The sequence below is a fragment of the Cytobacillus firmus genome, assembly GCF_023612095.1.
Classification (GTDB): Bacteria; Bacillota; Bacilli; order Bacillales; family Cytobacillaceae; genus Cytobacillus.
In genome coordinates this window covers 1,860,535-1,883,155 of record NZ_CP086235.1, presented here as the reverse complement: position 1 = coordinate 1,883,155, position 22,621 = coordinate 1,860,535, and the positions used below count along the sequence as shown (strand labels likewise).

Here is a 22,621-nt window from a genome sequence, read left to right as displayed (position 1 = left end):
TTCACCTTGCTCTGTTAAACAAGAAAATACTTTTCCGATTCAAGTCAGACCATGCATGTTTTTATTCCCTGATCCAAATTGCTTTTGTGTATCCAATTTTCATACCCGCTTTTTCCATATTATTCTGGCTTACCGAACCAAACCTTGCCTGACCAGTCACCAGCTCGGCATCATTTGTAATCGCCTGGGAGATTCGGTCTTGAATAAGCGCACTGTGGACTCCCCTGTTTTTGAAAGAAGGCAAAACAGCCGCAGCGGCAAGATTTGCCACCCCTTCCTCCATGAAAATGACACCTATTCCAGCTGGTTCGCTGTTTACAAAAGCGAGGTAAAAGACCCATTTTTCATTGCCATGAAGCACCTCATTATTTTCAGCTATCCCCTGGCTAAGGAATCCTGGCATGCCAAATCCCTTTGTATAAACCTCACCGAAAAGTCCAAAATCCTTTCTTTGCATCCTGCGTATATAAATACCAGCATGAATGGGAAGATCCTTAAGATCTGATGGCTCCGCAAACAGAGTGGTATGGAAATCACATTGATAAAATCCTTTTTGATGATCCGTTTGACGGTGTGATCTCCAATCGAATGGGAATCCCTTTTCCCTGGTAGAAATCAACTATTTGGTCAAGAACTTCGGTATCGGCTTCCTTAAACCCCTTTACGAGATTGAAGGTTGGACCCGGAATATTCCTGGCAAAAAAAAGCGGTTGTCTGGCCAAATTTTTTTATCTCCACGCCCATTGGGTTTCCATCCCGTTTTTTAATAGCTGTCAATCTGGAGTGCAGCACATCTGTCTCTGCCTGGTCCAGCCTCTCAGCTAAGTCCCTTTTCATCACTAGATTCATAATTTTCACCTCATTTATCAAAATCAAGCCTTCCAAAAGAATGCAATATTTTATATCGCTTAACTGCAAGTATTCCTTTCCAATGATTGCGTGCAACTTGGAATTCCTTATCAAATTGTCCCCAGCTCCAGGAAATATCCCATGTCCCTTCTTTTGAGATCTGCTCAATATAGAAATCAAGATTATCATCAATTAACAATCCAAATTTCATAGAGAGAGAATCTTCAGGATGCTCAGCAAAATCCAACGGAGTGGCTGTATAGCCTAATCCCCAATCTCCTTTGTTCTTCCCGGCAGCTATGTATGCAAGAGCATTCACTTTGTCAGCCGTATGCTTGAGAGTGCAATTAATTCTGGAATCAAATTCAGTTTCCTGCTTAGACATTAGCTTTATCAACTGCTGAAAATTGTTTTAGGAGACAAAGATGAGTGATAGGGATTTAGAAACCGGACAATGTTTTACTATGTACGTAGAGTACAGAGACAACGAAGGAAATTTTCTTGAACCACTTAAAAGAAAATATCGTCCGGTTGTAATATTTAAGGATCCTTTGGATGATTCTGTTTATGCTTGCCAAACAACTGGCCAAATGGATAAACCACGCTATAGAAAAAATGGTGTAGTTATCAGGGACATTCAAGAAGCCGGTATGAAGAAAGAAACTATTATCCGGCTCGAATACCACAGTAGATACAAAATCGAAAATCCAGAAGATTTGAGAGGACCTATAGGAAAGTTATCTGAAAGAGATATTGATAACTTCCTTGAAAAGCTAGTTGAAGTACGATTAAAGGAATACTCAAGAGAAAATTCATTAGAACTTTAAGGGGGCACTTCGAAAATTTTGTGTTGTAAGCAAAATTTGACACGACAAAAGCCAAATTCCTATTAGGTAAAAGGATTTGGCTTATTTTTTCGTAGGCTTTAAAAATTCTTTTAAACACCAACCAGATTATACATTAACGCTGTAATTGATAGTCGTTCAATTCTTGAAGTAACATTTCAATCCCTCTAGGGCTTAAAGTTAATTCTCCGTTTCCAAAGGTCTTATTTTCAGGTGTGATTTCTCCGGTTATAGCACAAGCTTTACCAGGGTTATATTTTTGGAGAATTATTTTATCGTTTTCAACAAAGATCTCTAAGGGATCTTTTATTTCTATATTAAAAACTCTGCGTAATTCAATGGGAAGAACAACTCTTCCTAATTCATCAACTTTTCTAACCACACCAATGCTTTTCATTGAAAATCATCCTTTCCCAACTCTATCCATCAAAATATTTATTATTATAGCAAACTAATTATAAGGTGTATCGCCAACATTTCACAAAAACTTCATATGCTAAGATCGCTTAATTCTGACGCTATTCAATATGAACTTAAAAAAGATGACTCCGGCTGCTTACCGAAGTCATCTTATCGCTGCTTGGTGTCTACTTAATAGGTTTCGGTTAACATAACAACAAAAACAGTTTTTATTAATTGTTGTTTACAACGTCTTCAACAATCTGAAAGATTCAGTAAATAATGCCGGAAACTTTTTAATTATCAGAGAATATTTAATTCAAAAGTGCCTAATATAAGAAATTTAATACTTATTTCATAAAACTCCAAACAATAAAAAACAATAAGAGTACACTGTTTAAAATAAGCATTTTCTTTATACCGAACCCTTTAAATGTAAAACCCAATTTGTAAAATATAACATCAACTACACTTTTACTAATAAAGAACAATCCAGCATATAAGAAGGAGTTTTCAGTCGATTGTTTGATTAAATAAATAATCAAAAACAGGATACCTACTGTAATGAGAGAATGGTAAATGCTAAGTTGTGTTTCATTGGTATTTTCATTCATTTTCACTTACTCCTCCACTTTAAAAAATGTGTAAAAGTCATTATTTACTAGATTATTAATTAATTGTCTTAGCTATAGAGCAAATAGTATTTTTTGGTTGTACCAGCTTGGTGTTGACGGTTAGGATCCCAATACATAGTGACAAAATATTCTTGAGCAAGAATACCTAAACTCTTATGATCCCATCTTTGCTTTTTGTAGAATATAGCATACGCATTAATGTCAGTTTCAATTGCAATAGCAATCAGCATGGAGGATATTACAGTCCCTAGAACAGTTGAAATTACTCCTATAGTAACAGCCAAAGCACCAGTTGTCATGTTTTTGATATTTGTTGACAGCTGTACATTACCATAAGTTGCACCTTTATTTATTGTATAGTCGCTACTTGGATACGGAGAGGTTTTCGATTCATGATATGCCATGATTCCTATTTCATTATCTGTCTCTTTTGAAGCTGGCGTTAATGCCTCACTTTCCGGAACATACTCTTCATTGAAAGTCGCAACTTTCTTACCATTTTCATCATATAAAACGTTGTCATCCAACTTAAAAGCTTCTACATTGCCTTCAGGGCTATGCGCTTCCATTCTAACAGATCCATCAGCTTGTTGATACTGATAAACGTCGTATTTTTCTCCTCTAACCTCAATAGATTGCTTTTCTTCCTTTTTCAAGGAATCTAAATAAGCCTTCTTGTCAGTAATTTCTTGAGTTCCATTACTGTTGGCAAAAACATTTGATACTGGACTTAGTAATACAGCAACCGAAAGTAATGATACTAATGTCTTTTTAAACATAGTTTTTCCCCTTAGATTAGTGGACAATGACTTTTACACACTTTAATCTTACCTTAAATTATCCAAAAATACCAATAATTTTTAAAAATGTAAAAATTATGGGATTGTGTGCTATGATTCAAATCTCCTATAATTAGGGGGTTTTCTGAACATCAAAAAAACCGACAAGGTATAAACCCTGTCAGTTTCTTGTTTGTTTTCTCCTTAATGACCATCTGATCCATCTAACTAGCCATATAATCACAGTAATAACAAACAACACAAATAAAGGAAGGAAGTTATCCTTTGCTATTTCGGTATTAATATAATTCAGGGCAAAAAGAAACAAGATTGTACCAAACGTAGCTACATAAATTTTTTTTAGCATTCCTTTACAACCTTTCGCTCATAAATGTTTTTTCCTGAATTTAGGAGGAAAAATGGATATATATATAGAATTATTATATTGTGAAAAAACTTTAAAAAGGGAGATAACTCATGAGAAAAATTATGAAGTCTTTAATTGTTTTTCTAACGCTTTTACTAGTTTTAACGTCTTTCCCAAGTTTAAATTTTGCAAGCACTAATCTACAGAGTGATTCTTCATTAGAGAAGTCCCAAGTAGATGAAAACGAATTGGAAACCAATTTAAATGGTGATATTCAACCTAATGCTATTATTGGTGGCGGTGTAATAACTTGCCAGGGTCTTACAGGATATGCAGAGTGTGACATCGACTTAGTTTCTACAAGACCTTTAACTTCCGGACAACTTACTGTAAGATTTTATAAAATAGTAGATGGAACTAAAACTTTATCAAAATATTATAATCTTCCTGTACGCGGACTTAACGGAAAGACTTTTGTTGAGCTAGTTACAAATCCTGTTTTAACTAAAGGCAGTTACCAAGCAAGTGTCCATGGTTATATATACGGATATGAAAGCGATATTCCATATAATGTAGCTACATTTTGGTCTACAAAATTTACAGTCAAGTAAATAAGAATGGGAGATAAAATGGTCTATGAAGGATTGGGCAATTAAACGAGATTCTCAGGATACATCCATTTTTATAACAAACGAAATGGAAAACAAGGACTTTAAGTCTATAACCAAAAAAGAAAGAATTCCTTCTGAGATCAGAACTAATACCGGAACTTTATCTAGTGTAGAGCAACTATTACTATCTAGAAACTATGTGTTTAGTAATAGTCTTTCTGAGTATATTTGGAATCCTTCAGGCTATGATATGAAGAAATTAACCCTTTATACTAAACACTTTAAACAAGTAAGATTCTTATATTCAGGTGAACAATTAAAATTTATTCATCTTGAAAATCCAATTGAATCTTCAATCCATCAATTTTCCAATCAAATTAATAATAATGATTTAAACTTGTTTGTTAAAGGACTTTACTTTAGTCCATTTAATGGGTTTGAAAAAAAAGATTATTCACAAGTAGTCCCGGAAACTGGAGAAAAAGAGATTTACACATTGAATAATAATTTTATTGAACCGTTAAATCTCACTGAACAATCTTCAGAGACTGAGTTGATACATTTTTTAAAAAAATGTTATCCTAATTTCAGAACAGAACCTGACAGACTTTTATTTAATGAAAACATTTTGAACAATTTTGCTGTTAGATTACTAGCTACAATTTATGAACAAATTTCTTTTGTTGTAGAAGTAAGTTCTAAAAGAATTTTACTACTAGGAGTCTCTAAATAGCTATTTCAAAAACAGGAAGGACTATCTTATTTAAGTTCTTCCTGTTTTTGATTATGTAAAAACCCTCTAAATTAAGCCAGAAATTAAGATAGTAAAGGATGTGGTCTTTTGAATAAACTTTGGTTTTTTCTTTTTATTTTAGCCATAATTTTTGGAGTTAATTTTGCAAAAGAACATACCAATGAAATTCTGGGAACAATAATATTATTCGGACCTCTTATCTTTTTTCTTTTATACTTAATTCCAGCAGCAGTATATTACTTTAAAAATAAATTCTAACTCAGTTTGATGATTACTGTTCAAATTATTACAAACACGACTAGGCTACCTTAATGGCCTTTTTTTCTTGAGGGCAAACTACATAAGTTCCAAAAAAAGTTAATACCAATTTACTTTACTTATTTGCAAATTCAATCCAGTTTTTATCCATATTGAACACCACATCGGCCTTATATGACTTTCCTTGTTTTGACTTCAGTGTCACCTTAATGGTTTTACCAGAAAAGAGCTTATCAGCTTCATTTTTGGTAATAGTCTTTTTCCCTAACTTCTCTAATCCATTTTTCCAAATAGTTGTTTTGCACCCATCTTTATATCCTGAACATGAGTATCCTTTGCTATTTTCATAAATTTCCTTTTTGCATTTCGGGCAAATAGCAACAGATTCTTTGGCTGGATTTGATGCTGAAGAAAGAGTTTTTACATTTCCTTTAATTTCTTCAGCAGTTCGTTTCAGAAGCCCTTCAAGTTCTTCATAAAAGGTTTCTTCTTTCAATTCTCCTTTTTCTACTTGGGATAGCATTGTTTCAAAAAATGCAGTTAACTTAACACTATACAAGGAAAAATCTTCAGGCATCATTTCTATTAATTCTCGGCCAAGTGTTGTTGAAATGATTTGGTTTTTCTTTTTCTCAATAAAGCCACGCTGCACTAACTTTTCGATAATGCTATCCCTAGTTGCTGTGGTGCCAATCCCCTCAACTGCTTTCATCATTTTTTTATCATCTGCTTGATCCAGGAACTTAGCTGCGTGTTTCATATCATGTAATAAAGTTCCTTCAGTATATCTCTTTGGTGGTTTTGTTTCTTTTTGAATTAAAGAGTATTCTCCTACATCACTTAAACTAGAATTCTTCAACGAACCTTCCTGAAGAGATTCACCATAAAGCTCTCTCCATCCAAGCTCAATTAGTACAGTTTCTTTCGCCTTAAATGTGTATTCTTGATCTAAAAAAGTAGCTGTTGCTTCTTCTTTTACAGCATACGGATAAAAGGCTGCTAAAAATCTGGTGAAAATCACATTATATAGTGTTGCTTCATCCCCCGAAAGGTTGCTGGCCACTTTAGATGTAATAATAATTGTCTCATGATCTGTTACTTTCGAAGGATCTACAAATGAAGATTCAATCTTATACCCCTTTGAAAGAATGTTTTGAACCCATTCATGGCCAGAATGTTTTTCAAGCAGTTCAGGGAGTTCCGAATCGTTCGCAATGTATTCCGAACTAGTACGAGGATATGTTACATATTGTTTTTCGTATAAGGCTTGGGTGGTGCTTAATGTATGGCTTGCACTCCATTTATATTTTTCATTCATAAACTTCTGAAGCTCAGTTAAATCAAACAATTTATTAGGCTTCTCTTCCTTTGTTTTTACAGTCATATCAAAAGCCGTACGGCTTCCGAGAGTTTTTAAAATGGATTGTGCAGCCCCTTTCGTTAAATGAGTATCTTTATCCAATACAAGCTCATATTTAGCTCCGTTTTTAGCTGTTGCAGAAATTGAATAATGAACAACCTTAGAGAAATTTTCTATAGTTTTATCCCGCCTTACTACCATGGCCAGAGTAGGAGTCTGAACCCGACCTAAAGAAAGTACTTTAGGACTTTTGCTTAATTTTGTAACCATCATGGTACTATTCATTCCAATAAGGAGGTCCGATTCTTCTCTTAATTTTCCGGCCGCAGCTAAACCTTCATAATGTGATCCGTCTTTAGCGTTTTTGAATGCTTTGATAATCCCTTCCTTGGTCATATCCTGAATCCACATGCGCTTTAAAGGTCTTTAGACCCCACTTAACGAGTAGATTTTTCGAAAGATGTGTTCTCCTTCTCTTCCAGCATCAGTCGCAATATAAACTAAATCTGATTGTTTCATAAGGGCTGTGATCGTCCTGTATTGCTTTTTGACTCCTGGATTGTCAATTAAAGTTAAAGGAATATTCTTGATGAAAAAAGGCAGCTTGTTAACATTACCCTTCCATCCCCATTCTTCGTTTATAGATTCCGGACTTACACAATTAACCAGGTGGCCAAAAGCGAATGTATAAAGTTTTCCATCGTTTCCGATATAATGTCCTTCCCCTTCTTTATAACCTCCTGAAATGGTTGCTGCTAAGTCTCTCGCTACACTTGGTTTTTCACAAACAAATAGTTCCTTCATATTACAATCTCCTTTTTAACAGTAGTATTTAAGTATTTAATTTCGGAAATTAACGAAACAATAATGTGCTTCTCATCTTGCGTAAAAAAACCCGATTCTTTATTGGGACTAAAGTAAGAAAAAGAATAAAGATAAATATTTCATTTTCATGGATGGATGGTGGTAATATATCAAGTAATCCCTTTGGGCTTTTGTAAAACTATCACTTAAATCTGATATATTTATTGTTTTACGATTTAAATAAACATCGTTTCCTAAATTGTATTCTTCTATTATTGAATCCAATTTTTCATTTAATGCCATGCATTCAACTTCATTAAATTCATCATATTTATACTCATTAACAAAGGTACTAAATCCTAGTAGATTTAGTTTCTTAACCCGATCCCTGAAAAATATATTTTTTATATAATTAATCATTGTTTGTCTTCCTCCAAAACAAGGGGGTGTCCCAAAAGTATTTCTTTTGGGCACTCTCTTTTTGATTGCATAAAAAAATAAGAAAATCGTTCACTTTTGGTATAATTAAGTCACCACAACAAACCATACGTGAAAGGAACGATTTTCTTATGTATAGAGAGTATAACACGAAACAACTAGTTCTTCCATTGGACCTTCAAGTACGAATCCCCCAACAACATCTTGCCCGTTTGATCGACTTCGCAGTCGATCAGATGAATCCTACTATCTTTTCATCTTTATATCCAGGAGGCGGAAGTCCTCCTTACCACCCTCAGATGATGTTGAAAATTATTCTTTATGCTTACTCAAACCGAATTTATTCTTCCCGTCAAATCGCTAAACAGCTAACAGAAAACATTATTTTCATGTGGCTTTCAGGTGAACAGCAGCCCAATTTCCGCACTATTAATCGGTTCCGATCTGAACGAATGAAAGATGTCATTTATGAAACCTTCTTTTCCATTGTCGACCTCTTGCGGGAAGAAGGATATGTAAAACTAGAGGATTACTTTCTGGATGGCACCAAAATAGAAGCTAATGCGAATAAGTATACCTTCGTCTGGCGAAAATCGACTGAGAAATATGATCGGAAATTGGATGAGAAATTTAAACAGCTTAGCCTTCAGATTGAGCAGGTTACAGAGGAAGACGAAGAGGCAGAACAGGAATTAGATCTAATGGAGAAGTTAGAAGAGTCTCCGATTTCTTCAGAAAAAATAGCTGAAACGGTAAAAAAATTGGAGAAACGTTTAGAAAAGGAACCGAAAAATAAGACCTTAAAAAAAGTAAAGAACCAATTGGAAAAAGACCTTCTGCCAAGAAAACAAAAATATGAACAGCAAAAATCGACCTTTGAGGGGAGAAATAGCTACTCTAAAACAGATCAGGACGCTACTTTCATGCGGATGAAAGAGGATCATATGAAAAACGGCCAGTTGAAACATGGCTACAACGTGCAAATCGGGACAGAAAACCAGTTCGTTGTTGGTTTTAGCCTGCATCAGCGTGCTGGAGATCCAGGTTGCCTTATTCCCCATATGGAGGTACTGGATAAATATAACCGTCCCAAGCCCAAGTCAATAATTGCCGACTCTGGATATGGGAGTGAAGAAAATTACGCTTATTGTGAAAAAGAAGAAATCGAAGCCTACATTAAATACAATACATTTGATAAAGAAACCAAGAGGAAATGGAAAGAACAAGTCGGAAGAATAGAAAACATGGATTACGATGCGGAGTTGGATGAATGGATTTGTAAGAACGGCAAGCGCCTTACTTTCCAATATGAGTCTAAAAGAAAATCAGATAATGGATATGAATCAATTAAAAGAACGTATCGCTGTACCCAGTGTCAAGGCTGTCCGTTTCAATTAACCTGTGCTAAAGATAAAGACACAAAGACCGTTCAGGTCTCCATCGGAAATCAAAAGCAGCGAGAGGAAGTCAGGAAGAGACTTGCCTCAGAAGATGGTGCTCGAAAGTACAGAAATCGAAAAATTGATGTCGAGCCAGTCTTTGGACAGATTAAACACAACCGAAAATTTAGCCGTTTTTCTCTAAGAGGCCTATCAAAAAACAGCACGGATTGGGGTCTTATTTGTGTTGCCCACAACTTAAAAAAGTGGGATGAACGGAGAAAAAACACGATAAAATTGGAAACAAACTAGAGGGAAATGGCCCTCTAGTTTTGATTATTTGTTCAAAAATAGAGAAAAATATCCAAAAAAATAAAACTGACTCAAAAAAGTCGTCATTCAACGACCTTTTGAGTCAGCCTCATTTTATCTCCTTTTAATTAGATTTCCATTTCGTTGATTTCGTGTCTATCCATTTCATCAGCTTCCATTAAATATGCAACTACGGTTCTCCACCCTATTTCAGCAGCACTGCTTCCTGGCAGTGACCAATGCAATAAGAACCCGGCAAGCTCCGCACTTGGATTATAAGACCAATTTTCCTGAACACCCTCAGTCCAATGCCACCATGGAGCATGTGGGTAATCGTTGTTTGCAGGCATCACTGATGGCCACATATTCTTTTCATGTATATAGCTGTGTTCTAAATAATTTAATAGCTTTTGTACAACCTGTAACTCAGGTTTTGCCTCAATGTTCATCAATATTTGTCCGGCTGCCCATGAAGCCATCGGTGATGAGTGTGGTGACCAGAAATCAGGTTCAATGCCATTCCGAATCCTCCGTCGTCATTCTGAAAAGCTTCAATGCAGTTTATTGCCCCTTCAGCATTACGATCCTCAAAATGGTATGACCATAAAGCTGATTCAAGCGGTCTTGCATTTCTCTTTATCCATCTGCTGGTGTTCTCAAATCTTTCTTTTGTTATCTTCATAAAGGCTTCCTTTCTTAATTGGGCGCATTTGATTTCTTATTAGTTTTCTAGCTATAATTACAATTTCCTTTTTTTACAATCAAAAAGGAAAAGAGTCCAAGCTCTTTTCCTAATCAATCCACTTTACAATATCATCGAAAGGTCTGCGTGTTTTCGGCCTTGGGTCTTTCACTCTGTACCCAAATGCACACATTACCGACAGTCCGAAGCTTCCATCTTCAAGAAGACCTTCCTCACCCAGAAGCTTATTCATTTTTTCAATGTCAAAACCTTCAATCGGGCAGGAATCTATGCCAATTTGTGCAGCAGCAGTCATCATATTCCCCAGTGCGATATAGCTTTGCTTACAGGCCCAATCAAAGAGAGGTCGGTCTCCTTCCAGAAGATCAAAATCAGACTTCTGGAATTCCTCAATCCGCTGCAAATATTTTTCCAGCATTTCTTCCGGCATCTCCAGAGTATTTCTAAAATGATCCTGCAGATACCGGGAATCATACTTTGTATCTTTTTTCGTTCTTGCCAGGACTAAGACAAAGTGGCTTGATTCAGGCAGTTTACCGAATGCTCCCCAGGAGGCATTCTTAATTTTCTCACGAAGCTCCTCGTTCTGAACAACCACAAAACGCCATGGTTCAAAACCAAATGAACTTGGTGACAGACGGCCTGTCTCCAATATAAATCGAAAATCTTCTTCCGGTATATGTTTATTTGGATCAAATTCCTTTGTTGCATGCCTGAATTGATAGGCATTCAGAATGTCTTCCTTTAAAGTTTCCTTTTCACGCAAAACCAAACACTCCTTTTCTGACTGTTCTAACTTTAACGTAACACATTACAGCACAACATTCATGAAATCAGCTTTTAGTTTGTCCTTTTCACTGCCGTTTCTAATTATTTGGGGGACTTTCTTTGTAAATCCATAGACAGTCTGATCATATCCCGGCAATGAATTCCATTTTCATGAATATCTTCTTTGTAATGCCGCACAAAAAAATCTCTATCGACCCCTGTGATTCTAAAACCGCATTTTTGGTAAAGAGCCAGCTGCCCGATACTGGAATTCCCCGTACCAATTTCAAGGGTCTTATTTCCGCCTTCAAAAGCAAGCTCTATTGCATGCTGAAGAAGTTTTCTGCCGATGCCCTCTCCCTGATGTTTTTCACTAACGGCAATATTAACTATCTCACAGGTTCCTGGCCTTGTGGCAAGAAGGATATAAACGCCGACAACTGCCCCGTTTAGTTCTGCAATATATATTTCCCCTCGACTTAGATAATCCTCAATAAATTCAATTGAAGGATCTGCCAATAATAGCAGATTCATAGGCGGAGACTCTGAATGGTCTATACTTCGAATCTTCATTATGTCCTCCTATTTATGTCAAGCTAGCAAAATAATCTTTGAAAATACTTTCTGTTTGTTCTTTCGGATCAAAAACGGAATGTCCTGCCCCTGCAATCAATTCTTCTTTTAATGAAGGGTGATATCTTCTAAATTCCTGCACCTCTTCTTCCTTTATCAGAGTGCCTTTTTCCTCTCCGCGCAATAAAAGGACCGGCTCTTCAATTTGATCCAGTCCGTGCGTTAAGTCCAAATCCTCTGAATCCATCTGAAGTTTTATGGGGAGATCTTTATGAACCCTTGCGTGAATTCCATCTACTTTTTTCACATAGAATTCTTCCTTTCTTTCTGCAAATTCTTCCGGGCTGATTTCCTGATTAGGGGAGATAGCCTGATAAAGCTCCTCCCATGTCTGATGAACTTTATATCTGGCGATTAGGTTTTCAACCCATTCCTTTTTCATAACAAAGCTTTTTGCAGGAAAGTCCCCGACCACAAAACCCTTTATTTTGCCCGGATAATCTACTGCAAATTGCACAGTATTCGGGACTCCCCTGGAAAATGAAATAAAGTGTGCTATCTCAATTCCGGCGTGCTGGAGAACCGCCTCAATATCACTGGCCAGATGCCGGATTGTAAAGCCGGTCTCCGGAAGACCGCTGTCCCCGCACCCTCTTAAATCAATTGAAATGACCCGTCTTGGTTTTCCCCATTTTCCTTGAGAAAGTTTTTCCCCAATCCACCTGAACATTCTTCCATTTGAAAGGTTCCCATGAATGCATATTACTGGAAGGCTGTCATTCTCGAATGCAGGTATCCATTCCAGATAATGAAGGGTAAAGCCTTCCTCTCTTTCTATAAAATGATGATCCATAGCTGTCATCTCCCCAGTCCATTTTTGATTACCTTTTTTATTTGAGTTTCCCTTTCATGCTTAGCGATATATTCAAAATATCCAATTCTATTTCCCCAGGGATCCGAGAATGTTGCCCACTTAACAGGGACTTCTTTCCTCGTATGAATATCAAATGGTGTTATTTTTAATTCTGTGATCAGCCTTTCACGTTCCTGTTCAAGATCAGGCACACCCAGTCTAATTGGACCGCTTCCTATACTGGGGGTACCCTCAGCTATCTGAAGCCAGCACCCAGTGATGAGTTCCCACTCTGCAAATCCTTCATGCGGAATGAAATCAGGTTTTTTATTAAGCAAAGTTTCGTACCACCACAATCCCTTTTTCATGTCCAGCACCCTGAATTGAATCGTCATTTCATAAATCATTTCAATCCTCCCTTCCTATTCCAAATTATGTAATTCGTTAATATTATCACATTTCCTTTATTTTATTGTTTTTGAACCATAGTAAAGGGAATTAAGAGTATTGGATATTAGAAAGGGAGTTGATAAACCATGACAATTAATGCTTTAGTATTAAACTGTACGCTAAAAAAGAGCAGTGAACCCTCCAATACCGGTGCACTTATAGATGAGGTTATTAAATTTTTTGATAAAACGGAAGTGGAAACAGAGGTGATTACAGCAGCAGACTTTAAGATTGGATACGGCATAACTTCTGAAGCTGTGGATCAGGAGGATGAATGGCCGGATATTTTTAAGAAGGTTGAAGAGGCAGATATCCTTATCCTTGGTTCTCCCATCTGGCTTGGCGAGCAAAGCAGCATCACCACTAAAGTGATCGAAAGATTATATGGAGGGAGCAGTCTGACCAATGAAAAAGGCCAGTATATTTATTACAACAAGGTTGGCGGCGTAGTGGTGACTGGCAATGAAGATGGAGCCAAACATGTTTCGCGTTCTGTGCTATATTCACTCTCCCATATGGGATTCACCATACCGCCAAACGTTGACACCTATTGGGTTGGAGAGGCTGGTCCCGGCCCATCCTTTATTGAAGCAAAGGGCTATGAAAATGACTTCACAAGACAGCATGCCAAAATAATGGCCTATAATTTAATCCATTTTGCTAGAATGTTAAAAGCTCATCCGATACCTGCAGAAGGAAATATCGTTAAAGGCTAGTTGCATTAATAAGCAGTAAAAAACCAGCATTGACCCTCAGTGCTGGTTTTCCTCATTATCTTTTAGGGGAAATCTCCAATCCCAATTGATCCAGTGCGAAAGTGATTCCCTGCTGCAGAATGGAAAAACACGGAATTTTCGTTTCTTTATTTCCGCTCTCTATTATTTGGAGGCTAAGATCTGGTGAAATCCCGACAAATATGCAGTTGCTGCCCAATAGGGAAGCGGCTCGGACAAATTTCTTCAAGAAATCCAGAGTATATTGATCTACACTTTTTAATGCGGTTAAGTCCAGTATTAAATATTCAGCTTTATATCGGGGAAGATTCAGTAATGTTCTGTTCAGTAATTCCTCTGCCCGCAGCTCTTCATATCTTCCAACCAAAGGGATGACCAAAATGGAGTCGATCACGGGTATAATAGGAGAAGAACTCTCTTTAATAATTTCAGATAATACTCTGGTCTGCTCGGCAATTTCCTTTTCCAGCTCTTTCTGGGCGCTTTGTGTCCGCTCTTTTATCATTGCGCTGATATTCTGGGAAGGTGTGATTTCGGATTCAAAAAATTCGTATTCGGAATACTGATCCCCCTGGACCTGGCTTTGCCTCACTTTATACCATATATTTGTTTCGAACAGCCCGCTTAACACCCCTGCCCAATGCCCAGGCAAAAAACTGCCTTCTGTTTTTTTCTTTTGAGCAATATTAATCTTATATTCCCAGCCGCTGTTAACACGTACAATAGCTTTCTTTTCTTTGAGACAGAAGGAAACAATGTCTGTTTTTCCCCATCCGGCAGTTAGATAAATATTGGGCAGATGATTGATAATGTCTTCTTTTTCTTTATTCGATTCCATATAAAATTTGCTGACAATTTTCCCTGTACGGTACCCGGCCGTTTCCAGCACAAGCTTGGCCGACTTTTCACCTGAAATTTCTTCAATGGAGTCCAGCAGTGTCTTGAAAGCTGTGTTTACCCAAAATACCACCACATCGTCATTCTCAAATCTAAACGTTGCCTCATCCAAATCCCAATCGAATAAAGATCCATTTACATTTATTTCATACTTGGAAGAGTTAGCCTCCATCGAATACCCCCTCATTTATACATTCCAGTCATCTATTTAAAGAACATTATTATTCTACCCTCAAGATTATTTCGGAGTCAAAAATGTATATGCTTCCGTTAAATCCTTATTAAGGATGAAAAAAATCCATGTAAAATAGCTGCTGAAATTTACCGTCTGCGAGCCTGAAAATCCATTCAATTTTCCGCATCTTATCGTGCAGAGTTCCTATTCACCTCCAAAAAAAGAGATAGGCAAGCAAGTCTTCCCCGCTTATACCTACCCTTCTTCTTCCCACTTAATCGTAAATGTACTGCCTTTTGCCGAACTTTCTTTTAAAATTAAATTTGCGTTCAAAGCACCTGCAAGCAGTTTGCTGAATGGAAGCCCCAAGCCAAGCCCTCGTACTTTCAGCTTCTTCTGTTCACCCCTGTAAAAACGCTCAAAAATAAAAGGCTGCTCCTCTTCCGCTATTCCTGAACCAGTATCATGAACATCAATAAAACTTTCACTTAAAATAACAGTAATGCTGCCATCTTCATCAATGGCATGATAAGCATTATTCAATAAATTAATCATAATCTGCTGCAGACGGTACGGGTCTGTTGATCTGCAGATGGTTTCAGAGGGCACTTCCACACGATAATGAAAATGGCCTTTCTGTGCCAGTGCCCATTGCCTTACAATATCCTGCACGAGCTTATTCATATCACAGTTTTCGGGCCTGATTGAAAAAGCACCGGAAGATAGCGAATTAAAATCGAGCAAGTCCTCAATCATTTTCTGCAAACGGCCGACTTCTTTTAAAGAAATATCAAGAAATTCCTCTCTTTCTTCCCCGCTTACAACATCATCACGCACTGCCTGAATTAGACCGCTTATAGATGTGACAGGCGTTTTCAAATCATGTGTGACCCCAGCCAGCAATTCTGCCCTAAGTTTTTCAAGGTGCATAAGCCGCTCTGTCATTTCTTTAAACGATATGATTAAATTATGAATCTCTTCCTCATTGGCCCTGGCTTTCAGTTCAATTTTATAGTCACCTTCACTGACCTTCGAGGCAGCTTGAGCAACTTCCTGAATGGGTCTCGAAATTTTCCTGGAAAGAAAATAAATGACACTCCATCCGAGAAGACCCAATCCTGTGAGCATGATAAATAACAAGGAATATTCCTGATTTACGTTCGTCAAATCATCTGCGCTTTGGACCACCACGACCCATCCTGCCTGGTTACTATCGAATGATATTTCCGACTTGACTGCGTATACGTCTTGCCCATCCTGTGTCTCCAGCTTTTGAACGTTCTTTTGGTTCTCAAGCAAATCTGCAGGCAGAGTCCCGAGATTGGGGCCAGACCGGTTATTTCTCTGCATACGTCCAGATTTTTGATATAATATCTGGCCATTTAAATCACTTATAAAAACCTGGGGATCAAACTTAAATTCCAGCAGCTTCGCTCTTTCCTCCAGCATTCTGTTAAAAAATGGATCAAATTCGATGCCGCCGTCCTGCTGTACGACACGCCCCGCTGTTTCATCAGCAACATACTGCAGCAAATTCAGCCGGTTTTCAAGAGTTGTATGCCTGATCCACCACATAGATCCTGCTGCCAGTATGATAAGTCCGATGACAAGTGTAAATAAATAGCGGGTTGTCCAATAGCGGAGCAGTGTTGTTCTTTTGTTATTTTTCATAAACATGGAATTGGTACCCCATTCCTCTGAGCGTCCTTATTTCACCTTCTGTTTCCGGCCAGTCCGTTAATGCCTGCCGTATTCTCTTTACGGCCAAATCGACAGCACGGTCGCTTCCGTCATAATCCATTCCCCAGACATGTTCAATCAACTGATCCCTGGTGAAAGTTCTGTTAGGCCTTTCAGCCAAAAACAGCAGCAGTGATAAGTCTCGCGGAGTAAAACTTAACTCCTTGCCATTCAGAAAAATGGTATGCGCTTCAAAATTTATCGTTAAGCTTCCATATTGTTTTATATGCTCATCCGTGTACATATTTGATGATCGCCGTAATACGGCGTTCACACGTGCAACAACCTCATCCCCAATAAAAGGCTTTGAAATATAATCATCCGCACCTGTATTCAAGCCCTTCAGCTTGTAATCGATATCCCCCAGTGCTGTAAGCATGATGACAGGACATGCGCTTTTTTCACGAATTTTTTCAAGGACACTCCATCCATCCATGCCAGGCATCATAATATCCAGGATCACAAGGTGGGGGGAGTGACTGAAAAATTGCTCAAGGGCATTGGTGCCGTCATATGCTGTCAGAACTTCAAACCCTTCTCGCTGCAAGTAGGCGCTCAAAACCCTGGAAATAGCCAATTCATCTTCTGCCACAAGGATCTTTTTCATTTTAATTTCCTCCAATAAGTTAACTATACAGAAAAATCCCCGGATTTGTACACGGGGATTTTTAAAACTTATTACAGAGAGCCTGTGTCTGTACCTGTTTCAGTTATACCTTCTTTAGATACGTGCTGCTTCATGCTGCCATCTTTCCCTTGCCCATGACTGCCTCTCATTTCCTTCATGCCCAAGCCTTTAATACCCATAAAATTTTCTCCGAGTACATCCTGTAATTTAGCACTGTCCTTCTCTTCTATTTCCGAGATAAGTTCTGCTGTTGATTTATCATTGGTGGAAATACCCAAGTCCTTAGCGAGATCAGCCACTTTTTTCGCCCTGACCTCTTGAGCAATTTGCTGAATAAATTTCCCATCTATTGATATGCCCAGTTCCTTCGCTTCTTTTTTGACCTTCATGGAAAACACCTCTTGCCAAGCTTCCCTGATATCTTTGCCTTCTATGGAGATTCCCAGTTTTTCAGCCTCTTTTTTTACGGATACTGTGTATATCTCTTTTGATAAGGTCTGCAGATCTTTTCCATCAGTAGAAATCCCTAGCTCTTTTGCCTTCTTATTTAAGGAAGCAGTCTGTATTTCTTTCTTAAGAGTATCCAAATCTTTGTCATCAGTTGATACTCCCAGTTCTTTGGCCTCCTCCTTCAGTTTCGCTGTACCGATTTCTTCATGAAGAGCTTCTGCATCTTTTCCTTCTGTTTTAATGCCCAATTCTGCAGCTTCCTTTTTCAGCTTAGCAAGCATTACTTCCTCCAGTAGGTCTTCAGTATCTTTTCCATCCGTTTTAATCCCAAGCTCCTTCGCTTCTTTCAGAATTTCTGCTTCCCTGATTTCACCAATTAAAGTTTCGGCATCTTTTCCTTCTGTTTTAATGCCGAGCTCTTCAGCCCTTTGAAGAACAGATTCAGAGTCATTAGTAAACCCTCTGCCATGATGTCCAAACCCCTTGTTTTTAAATTTCCAGCTTAACTCGCTTTTTTCTGCAGAAGTTTCTGTATCTGCTGCAAAAGATGTTGTTGCATACCCCCCCGCCAGTAATAAACCTGCAAGGCTAAAACCAATGATTGTCTTTTTCATTCCTATACCTCCTGAATATTTTCAAGGCCAAGCATTCTTAACCTCGACTTTACTATATCGGGGCAATGTGTCAGGAAGATGTCAAAAAAACTTAATAAATAAAAAAACCGTCAATGCCGCAATAAACGGCCAGACCGTTTTTAGCCTGCTTCCCGAATTTCTTCATTGATAAATTTCCTCTTCTGTATAAAGATGAGCCTCATTGAAAGACAAACACCTGCAGCAAGAAGCCCGAAGGTAAGGCCAAGCCAATATCCAGTAGCCCCGAGGCTGGTATGATGTGCAAGAACGTAGCCAGCAGGCAGATCAGCCAATAGGCAATCAATGGGATGACAAAAGAAATATTCACATCTTTATATCCTCTTAATGCAGCTTGTGCAGTAGCCTGGATGGCATCAGAAATCTGGAAAAACAGGGCGTAAATCAGAAAATGGGCAGTTAAGGCAATAACAGCACTATCAGTAGAATAAAAACCTGCAACTTCATAGCGGAAAAAAACGACCAGCAGCCCAGTAAACAAGGCAATCAATACGGCTAAATAGATGCCAAGCCAGCTGTAGGACTTTGCATCCTTATACCTGCCTGCACCTACTTCAAATCCGACTAACACTGTCTGCGCCATGGAAATGCTGATCGGGATCATATACAGGAAGGAAACAATGTTTAAGGCAGACTGATAAGCGGCAATAGTTGTCACATTGAATTTACTGATTAAGATGGTCACCACTGCAAACATACTTGTTTCAAAAAAGATTGACAATCCCATGGGTACTCCAATCTTTAAGATTTCTTTGCATTTATCCCATGAAAAATCATTAAGACCGCTGAATATCGTATAGTTTGAAAAAGGCTCCTTCGTTTTGATAATAAAAGCAGTCATGACAAGGATGAACCAATAAGTAATAGAAGTTGCATACCCTCCACCAGCTCCTCCCAGTTCAGGAAATCCCCAATAGCCAAATATCAGGACATAATTCAGAAAGAAATTGATTGGAAGCGAACAAAACTAAATCACCATTACAACTCTCGTTTTGCCGAGTGCATAGATGAAAGATCTTAAAACATTAAATATGAATAAAGGAATGATTCCAAAGCTGAGTCCCACAAGATAGCCCCGAGCCGTTGCTTCCACAGCATTAGTCAGATTCATGCTGCCAAGCAGCGGGTCAAGCAAAAATGAACCCAACAGAATGACGGCAAAGGCAATAACAAAGCCCAGAAATATTCCATTTTTCACGATAGAAGTAACTTCCTTGTTCTTTTTCTCTCCAAACGCTTGTGCCGCAATTGGAGATACAGCCATTAAAATTCCGCTGAGCCCGGTAAAAACAGGATTCCAAATGGAGGAGCCTATCGCTACGCCAGCAAGGTCGGAAGCATTATATCTTCCCGACATGATCGTATTAAAAAAGACCATTGCAAACATGCCAAGCTGCGTGATTAGAATAGGAATCAGCATGATGGTAATTTGCCTGATCTTCTCCTGTAAAGTAAACGTCTGATACATCCTAAGGACTCCTTCTCAAAATATTAATCATAAATATCATTATATTATATCTTTAAGAATAAAGACCTTATTTTTAGACAAAAGAAAAAAGAGCTGCAGAAGCTCTTTTTTCAAGACATCACTCATTTTCTTCTTCAACTATATATTTAAGTTTTTGCAGCTTATTATTCCAGTATTGTTCATAATAGGAAAGCCATTGCTTCAATTCTGTCAGCGGCTCAGGCTGGAGATGGTAGATTCTTTCTCTGCCTGCCTTTTTCCCTTTTACTAACTCAGCTTCAGAAAGGATTTGAAGATGTTTTGATATGGCGGTCCGGCTTATGGGAAAATGAGCACTTATCTCTGAGATCGGGCGTTCTTTTTCAGCCAGCAGCCTTAATACTTCTCTCCTCGTTGGATCGGCGATTGCCTGAAACACATCATGTTTCCTGGCAGAAGCACCCATTATTCCTCAACAACCTTGCCAAGCTTCGCAAGAATTCCAGTCCATCCCTGTGACATTCTTTCACGGATAACCGCACTCTCAGCTTGAGCTTTCTCAACCAGTTCATCTGACTGTTTCCAGCCGCCATGTATAAGAGTAAATTCAGTTTTGCCGCCCAAATCTTTCAATAGGAAAGATACAAACCATCCATCTGTATCCCATTTAAAAGAAAGCCGGTTAGGCTCATCCAGTTCTGTAACCTTACACGGGGAAGGACCAAATGGGGACTGAATATGAAATTCATAGCCCAGCTCAGCCTTAAAATCATTTGGCATAAACCAGGCTTCGATCCCTTCCGAAGTAGAGACTGTCTTCCAAACTTTTTCAATCGGCGCATTAAGTATAACTGTTTGTTTAATATCCTGAAGTGTTTCCATTTACATACTCTCCTTTAATGATAAAATACAACCTTTTGGTTTCATTTAAATCATATACAACCTTTTGGTTTTATGTCAACTGGAATATTATGATGTTTCCTAAAATAAAGCCTAAATATGCAGGTTAATCCATATAATTTACAGAATTAATCTAATATCTAAAGGAGGGATCATGATGCAGGAAACGATTCAAGCCCAAAAACTTTCTGATCTGGAAACTGCGATTCTTACATATGTGAGACCCGATACTTTTCCGCTGGCTATAAGAGTTTTAAAAAAAGACGAGGAATTGCCGGACAGGATAAAACGTCCGGCAAGAGACTTTGGCAAAACATTCAGCATCTGTCAGGGTGTGACAATGTCTAGAAGATATGGCTGGTCCATTGCCATGGGCAAAGAAGACTTATCATGCCCAATTGCCAAAATCGCTTTTGGATTTGAAGAGGAACTGGACTATTACTCAAAAGGAAGCTTAACAGATGGCATGTATACAAAAACCTGTGACCTTGGTGCCTTAACCGAAGCGGCAGTTCCTAAATTTTCAAAAGAGGAAGCCGGAACGGTATTAATCGCTCCTCTGGGGAGAGCAGCATTTGAACCGGAAGTAATCACGGTTTATGGAAATTCAGCCCAAGTCATGAGAATGGTTGCGGCTGCCCTCTATCATACGGGCGGTGAAATTACATCCACTTTTACGGCTAGGGTCGACTGTGCCGATATCGTTATCAAGACCATAAAAACCGGTAAGCCGCAAGTGATCCTGCCATGCTATGGAGATCGGGTTTTCGGGCAGACACATGATCACGAAATGGCCTTTACCATTCCTTTTTCCATGGCAGATGAATTTGCTGAGGGATTAAAGCAGACCCACAAAGGCGGTGTGCGCTACCCAGTCCCAACCTACCTTCAGTATGAGGCAAAATATCCGGACACGTATGAGAAGCTGAACGAGATGTTCGACAGCCTCCCATGATTATTTGATGCTGCTGCCCCTAAGAGTGGTACGGCTTGTTTCGTTTTGGGAAAAGGGTAAAATAGAAAAAGACAGCTATTAAGAAAAGAGTGAAATTTTTGAGCAGCTTATTCCCATCCCTATATGATTTGGCCATGCAGCCACTTGAAAAAAGAAAATTCCGGAAAATCAGAAGTCAACTTCTTTCAAAGGCGGAGGGCCGGGTACTCGAAGTTGGTGCCGGCACAGGCATTAACTTCCCATTATACAAAAAAGCTGAGCAGGTCGATGCCATTGAACCGAGCCAGGCAATGATTGAAAAATCTATTTTACGAAAGAATACGGCTGCAGTACCTATCCAAATTCATCGGCAGTCTGCTGAAAATCTAGAATTTGCGGACAAAACATTTGATTCAGCAGTTGCCGCTCTTGTATTCTGTACGATACCAAATCCTGACAAAGCACTCGCGGAAATCAGACGAGTCTGTAAGCCGAAGGCAAAAATACTATTCTTTGAGCATGTTAAAATGGAGCAGCCCGCTCTGGCATTTGCCCAGGAAGCCCTAAACCCTCTATGGAAACGAATTTGTGACGGCTGCCACCTAAACCGTGATACACTTCTGGCTATTCAGAAATCCGGCATGCAGGTTACGAACGTGACTTCCTATTATAAAGGATTGTTTCTGGTAATAGAGTGTGAAAATAGCGGTGGCAGCTGATTAGCTGCCGTTTTTCCCTTTTTTAACTTTTTCGGCGTTAATCCCGTCGATTAACTGCCTTTTTCCTCCTCCACTAACACCTTCGTCATTAATGTAAAATATTTACTCCTATTCATGATCCACTTTAGCTCTTATTCATAGTCCAAAATTAGAAATCCGTTTCAGTTCTCCATAAGAATAGAAGGCCGATTCAATCAGCCTCCTTTG

General features: G+C 38.4%; 27 protein-coding genes and 1 pseudogene. 7 read left to right on the top strand and 21 right to left on the bottom strand.

From position 1 onward, the window contains the following. Positions 1-61: 61 nt before the first annotated feature. From LLY41_RS09580 to LLY41_RS09570, 3 genes are read right to left on the bottom strand one after another with little or no spacing between them, the layout of a single operon-like run. Entirely contained in the window at positions 62-619 is a 558-nt protein-coding gene (locus tag LLY41_RS09580) for a hypothetical protein (RefSeq protein ID WP_286137440.1), read from the bottom strand. Between the two features lie 32 nt (positions 620-651). Continuing rightward, entirely contained in the window at positions 652-849 is a 198-nt protein-coding gene (locus LLY41_RS09575) for a hypothetical protein (RefSeq protein WP_286137438.1), read from the bottom strand. A 10-nt stretch (positions 850-859) separates the two neighbouring features. After that, positions 860-1,234, bottom strand: coding sequence for a hypothetical protein (locus LLY41_RS09570; protein ID WP_286137437.1), 375 nt, complete (start codon positions 1,232-1,234; stop codon positions 860-862). 40 nt (positions 1,235-1,274) lie between these two features. Between LLY41_RS09570 and LLY41_RS09565 the strand changes: the two genes are divergently transcribed. Then, the gene (locus LLY41_RS09565) at positions 1,275-1,676 is read left to right on the top strand and encodes a hypothetical protein (RefSeq protein ID WP_095245405.1); all 402 of its coding nucleotides are present in this window, start codon (positions 1,275-1,277) and stop codon (positions 1,674-1,676) included. A 133-nt stretch (positions 1,677-1,809) separates the two neighbouring features. On the opposite strand, the gene LLY41_RS09560 is transcribed toward LLY41_RS09565, so the two are convergent. Both LLY41_RS09560 and LLY41_RS09555 read right to left on the bottom strand, forming a co-directional pair. Next, positions 1,810-2,091, bottom strand: a complete 282-nt coding sequence (locus tag LLY41_RS09560) for an AbrB/MazE/SpoVT family DNA-binding domain-containing protein (RefSeq protein WP_095245404.1) — start codon at positions 2,089-2,091, stop codon at positions 1,810-1,812. Between the two features lie 684 nt (positions 2,092-2,775). Continuing rightward, the gene (locus LLY41_RS09555; RefSeq protein ID WP_304587699.1) at positions 2,776-3,507 is read right to left on the bottom strand and encodes a hypothetical protein; all 732 of its coding nucleotides are present in this window, start codon (positions 3,505-3,507) and stop codon (positions 2,776-2,778) included. Positions 3,508-3,984: 477 nt separating this feature from the next. Here LLY41_RS09555 and LLY41_RS09550 point away from each other — a divergent pair, with 477 nt between their 5' ends. Both LLY41_RS09550 and LLY41_RS09545 read left to right on the top strand, forming a co-directional pair. Continuing rightward, the gene (locus tag LLY41_RS09550) at positions 3,985-4,485 is read left to right on the top strand and encodes a hypothetical protein (protein WP_095245400.1); all 501 of its coding nucleotides are present in this window, start codon (positions 3,985-3,987) and stop codon (positions 4,483-4,485) included. A gap of 25 nt (positions 4,486-4,510) precedes the next feature. Next, the gene (locus LLY41_RS09545; protein ID WP_095245399.1) at positions 4,511-5,218 is read left to right on the top strand and encodes a hypothetical protein; all 708 of its coding nucleotides are present in this window, start codon (positions 4,511-4,513) and stop codon (positions 5,216-5,218) included. A gap of 394 nt (positions 5,219-5,612) precedes the next feature. On the opposite strand, the gene LLY41_RS09540 is transcribed toward LLY41_RS09545, so the two are convergent. From LLY41_RS09540 to LLY41_RS09530, 3 genes are all read right to left on the bottom strand, one after another. Continuing rightward, positions 5,613-7,253 carry a type IA DNA topoisomerase gene (locus LLY41_RS09540; RefSeq protein ID WP_286137436.1) on the bottom strand — a complete coding sequence of 547 codons (1,641 nt, stop codon included), beginning with the start codon at positions 7,251-7,253 and terminating at the stop codon, positions 5,613-5,615. Positions 7,254-7,283: 30 nt separating this feature from the next. Then, the gene (locus LLY41_RS09535; protein WP_286137434.1) at positions 7,284-7,661 is read right to left on the bottom strand and encodes a toprim domain-containing protein; all 378 of its coding nucleotides are present in this window, start codon (positions 7,659-7,661) and stop codon (positions 7,284-7,286) included. 108 nt (positions 7,662-7,769) lie between these two features. Then, complete coding sequence (locus tag LLY41_RS09530; RefSeq protein WP_095245398.1) at positions 7,770-8,081, bottom strand: hypothetical protein; 312 nt, start codon at positions 8,079-8,081, stop codon at positions 7,770-7,772. Between the two features lie 149 nt (positions 8,082-8,230). On the opposite strand from LLY41_RS09530, the gene LLY41_RS09525 reads away from it, so the two are divergent. After that, on the top strand, positions 8,231-9,790 hold the full coding sequence (locus LLY41_RS09525) for an IS1182 family transposase (RefSeq protein ID WP_095245397.1): 1,560 nt from the start codon (positions 8,231-8,233) through the stop codon (positions 9,788-9,790). 128 nt (positions 9,791-9,918) lie between these two features. Here LLY41_RS09525 and LLY41_RS09520 read toward each other — a convergent pair whose 3' ends face one another. From LLY41_RS09520 to LLY41_RS09495, 6 genes are all read right to left on the bottom strand, one after another. Then, on the bottom strand, positions 9,919-10,242 hold the full coding sequence (locus tag LLY41_RS09520; RefSeq protein WP_286137433.1) for a hypothetical protein: 324 nt from the start codon (positions 10,240-10,242) through the stop codon (positions 9,919-9,921). Beyond that, positions 10,239-10,472: a hypothetical protein gene (locus LLY41_RS09515; protein WP_286137432.1), complete on the bottom strand. Its 234-nt coding sequence runs from the start codon at positions 10,470-10,472 to the stop codon at positions 10,239-10,241. Before LLY41_RS09515 ends, LLY41_RS09520 begins: the two co-directional genes overlap by 4 nt. Positions 10,473-10,581: 109 nt before the next feature. Continuing rightward, positions 10,582-11,259, bottom strand: a complete 678-nt coding sequence (locus LLY41_RS09510) for an NAD(P)H-dependent oxidoreductase (RefSeq protein ID WP_095245396.1) — start codon at positions 11,257-11,259, stop codon at positions 10,582-10,584. Positions 11,260-11,363: 104 nt separating this feature from the next. Continuing rightward, the gene (locus tag LLY41_RS09505) at positions 11,364-11,834 is read right to left on the bottom strand and encodes a GNAT family N-acetyltransferase (protein WP_095245395.1); all 471 of its coding nucleotides are present in this window, start codon (positions 11,832-11,834) and stop codon (positions 11,364-11,366) included. Between the two features lie 13 nt (positions 11,835-11,847). Then, positions 11,848-12,687, bottom strand: a complete 840-nt coding sequence (locus LLY41_RS09500; protein ID WP_095245394.1) for an alpha/beta fold hydrolase — start codon at positions 12,685-12,687, stop codon at positions 11,848-11,850. A gap of 5 nt (positions 12,688-12,692) precedes the next feature. After that, positions 12,693-13,094, bottom strand: a complete 402-nt coding sequence (locus tag LLY41_RS09495) for a VOC family protein (protein ID WP_095245393.1) — start codon at positions 13,092-13,094, stop codon at positions 12,693-12,695. A 129-nt stretch (positions 13,095-13,223) separates the two neighbouring features. Between LLY41_RS09495 and LLY41_RS09490 the strand changes: the two genes are divergently transcribed. After that, complete coding sequence (locus LLY41_RS09490) at positions 13,224-13,853, top strand: flavodoxin family protein (RefSeq protein WP_095245392.1); 630 nt, start codon at positions 13,224-13,226, stop codon at positions 13,851-13,853. Between the two features lie 55 nt (positions 13,854-13,908). Here the strand turns inward: LLY41_RS09490 and LLY41_RS09485 are convergent, their stop codons facing one another. The 7 genes and pseudogenes from LLY41_RS09485 to LLY41_RS09455 form a co-directional block, all read right to left on the bottom strand. Then, a complete protein-coding gene (locus LLY41_RS09485; RefSeq protein ID WP_304587694.1) occupies positions 13,909-14,940 on the bottom strand; it encodes an STAS domain-containing protein in 1,032 nt (343 codons plus the stop codon). A 258-nt stretch (positions 14,941-15,198) separates the two neighbouring features. After that, entirely contained in the window at positions 15,199-16,620 is a 1,422-nt protein-coding gene (locus tag LLY41_RS09480) for a sensor histidine kinase (protein WP_095245390.1), read from the bottom strand. Next, complete coding sequence (locus tag LLY41_RS09475) at positions 16,604-17,290, bottom strand: response regulator transcription factor (protein WP_095245389.1); 687 nt, start codon at positions 17,288-17,290, stop codon at positions 16,604-16,606. The genes LLY41_RS09480 and LLY41_RS09475 overlap by 17 nt, the downstream gene beginning before the upstream one ends. Before the next feature lie 71 nt (positions 17,291-17,361). Further along, entirely contained in the window at positions 17,362-18,375 is a 1,014-nt protein-coding gene (locus tag LLY41_RS09470; protein WP_095245388.1) for a hypothetical protein, read from the bottom strand. Positions 18,376-18,515: 140 nt separating this feature from the next. Then, positions 18,516-19,882 (bottom strand): annotated as a pseudogene (locus tag LLY41_RS09465) (MATE family efflux transporter). A gap of 118 nt (positions 19,883-20,000) precedes the next feature. Further along, a complete protein-coding gene (locus LLY41_RS09460) occupies positions 20,001-20,327 on the bottom strand; it encodes an ArsR/SmtB family transcription factor (RefSeq protein WP_095245387.1) in 327 nt (108 codons plus the stop codon). Further along, on the bottom strand, positions 20,327-20,743 hold the full coding sequence (locus LLY41_RS09455; RefSeq protein WP_009333568.1) for an SRPBCC family protein: 417 nt from the start codon (positions 20,741-20,743) through the stop codon (positions 20,327-20,329). The genes LLY41_RS09460 and LLY41_RS09455 overlap by 1 nt, the downstream gene beginning before the upstream one ends. A gap of 172 nt (positions 20,744-20,915) precedes the next feature. On the opposite strand from LLY41_RS09455, the gene LLY41_RS09450 reads away from it, so the two are divergent. Both LLY41_RS09450 and LLY41_RS09445 read left to right on the top strand, forming a co-directional pair. Then, the gene (locus LLY41_RS09450) at positions 20,916-21,716 is read left to right on the top strand and encodes a DUF169 domain-containing protein (RefSeq protein WP_095245386.1); all 801 of its coding nucleotides are present in this window, start codon (positions 20,916-20,918) and stop codon (positions 21,714-21,716) included. A gap of 98 nt (positions 21,717-21,814) precedes the next feature. Then, a complete protein-coding gene (locus LLY41_RS09445) occupies positions 21,815-22,414 on the top strand; it encodes a class I SAM-dependent methyltransferase (RefSeq protein WP_095245385.1) in 600 nt (199 codons plus the stop codon). Positions 22,415-22,621: the final 207 nt, after the last annotated feature.

Bases quoted from the DNA above. Each gene is read 5' to 3' on its own strand.
- LLY41_RS09575 (WP_286137438.1), bottom strand. From the start codon at position 849: ATGAATCTAGTGATGAAAAGGGACTTAGCTGAGAGGCTGGACCAGGCA.
- LLY41_RS09570 (WP_286137437.1), bottom strand. From the start codon at position 1,234: ATGTCTAAGCAGGAAACTGAATTTGATTCCAGAATTAATTGCACTCTC.
- LLY41_RS09565 (WP_095245405.1), top strand. From the start codon at position 1,275: ATGAGTGATAGGGATTTAGAAACCGGACAATGTTTTACTATGTACGTA.
- LLY41_RS09560 (WP_095245404.1), bottom strand. From the start codon at position 2,091: ATGAAAAGCATTGGTGTGGTTAGAAAAGTTGATGAATTAGGAAGAGTT.
- LLY41_RS09555 (WP_304587699.1), bottom strand. From the start codon at position 3,507: ATGTTTAAAAAGACATTAGTATCATTACTTTCGGTTGCTGTATTACTA.
- LLY41_RS09550 (WP_095245400.1), top strand. From the start codon at position 3,985: ATGAGAAAAATTATGAAGTCTTTAATTGTTTTTCTAACGCTTTTACTA.
- LLY41_RS09545 (WP_095245399.1), top strand. From the start codon at position 4,511: ATGAAGGATTGGGCAATTAAACGAGATTCTCAGGATACATCCATTTTT.
- LLY41_RS09540 (WP_286137436.1), bottom strand. From the start codon at position 7,253: ATGACCAAGGAAGGGATTATCAAAGCATTCAAAAACGCTAAAGACGGA.
- LLY41_RS09535 (WP_286137434.1), bottom strand. From the start codon at position 7,661: ATGAAGGAACTATTTGTTTGTGAAAAACCAAGTGTAGCGAGAGACTTA.
- LLY41_RS09530 (WP_095245398.1), bottom strand. From the start codon at position 8,081: ATGATTAATTATATAAAAAATATATTTTTCAGGGATCGGGTTAAGAAA.
- LLY41_RS09525 (WP_095245397.1), top strand. From the start codon at position 8,231: ATGTATAGAGAGTATAACACGAAACAACTAGTTCTTCCATTGGACCTT.
- LLY41_RS09515 (WP_286137432.1), bottom strand. From the start codon at position 10,472: ATGAAGATAACAAAAGAAAGATTTGAGAACACCAGCAGATGGATAAAG.
- LLY41_RS09505 (WP_095245395.1), bottom strand. From the start codon at position 11,834: ATGAAGATTCGAAGTATAGACCATTCAGAGTCTCCGCCTATGAATCTG.
- LLY41_RS09500 (WP_095245394.1), bottom strand. From the start codon at position 12,687: ATGGATCATCATTTTATAGAAAGAGAGGAAGGCTTTACCCTTCATTAT.
- LLY41_RS09495 (WP_095245393.1), bottom strand. From the start codon at position 13,094: ATGATTTATGAAATGACGATTCAATTCAGGGTGCTGGACATGAAAAAG.
- LLY41_RS09490 (WP_095245392.1), top strand. From the start codon at position 13,224: ATGACAATTAATGCTTTAGTATTAAACTGTACGCTAAAAAAGAGCAGT.
- LLY41_RS09485 (WP_304587694.1), bottom strand. From the start codon at position 14,940: ATGGAGGCTAACTCTTCCAAGTATGAAATAAATGTAAATGGATCTTTA.
- LLY41_RS09480 (WP_095245390.1), bottom strand. From the start codon at position 16,620: ATGTTTATGAAAAATAACAAAAGAACAACACTGCTCCGCTATTGGACA.
- LLY41_RS09475 (WP_095245389.1), bottom strand. From the start codon at position 17,290: ATGAAAAAGATCCTTGTGGCAGAAGATGAATTGGCTATTTCCAGGGTT.
- LLY41_RS09470 (WP_095245388.1), bottom strand. From the start codon at position 18,375: ATGAAAAAGACAATCATTGGTTTTAGCCTTGCAGGTTTATTACTGGCG.
- LLY41_RS09460 (WP_095245387.1), bottom strand. From the start codon at position 20,327: ATGGGTGCTTCTGCCAGGAAACATGATGTGTTTCAGGCAATCGCCGAT.
- LLY41_RS09455 (WP_009333568.1), bottom strand. From the start codon at position 20,743: ATGGAAACACTTCAGGATATTAAACAAACAGTTATACTTAATGCGCCG.
- LLY41_RS09450 (WP_095245386.1), top strand. From the start codon at position 20,916: ATGATGCAGGAAACGATTCAAGCCCAAAAACTTTCTGATCTGGAAACT.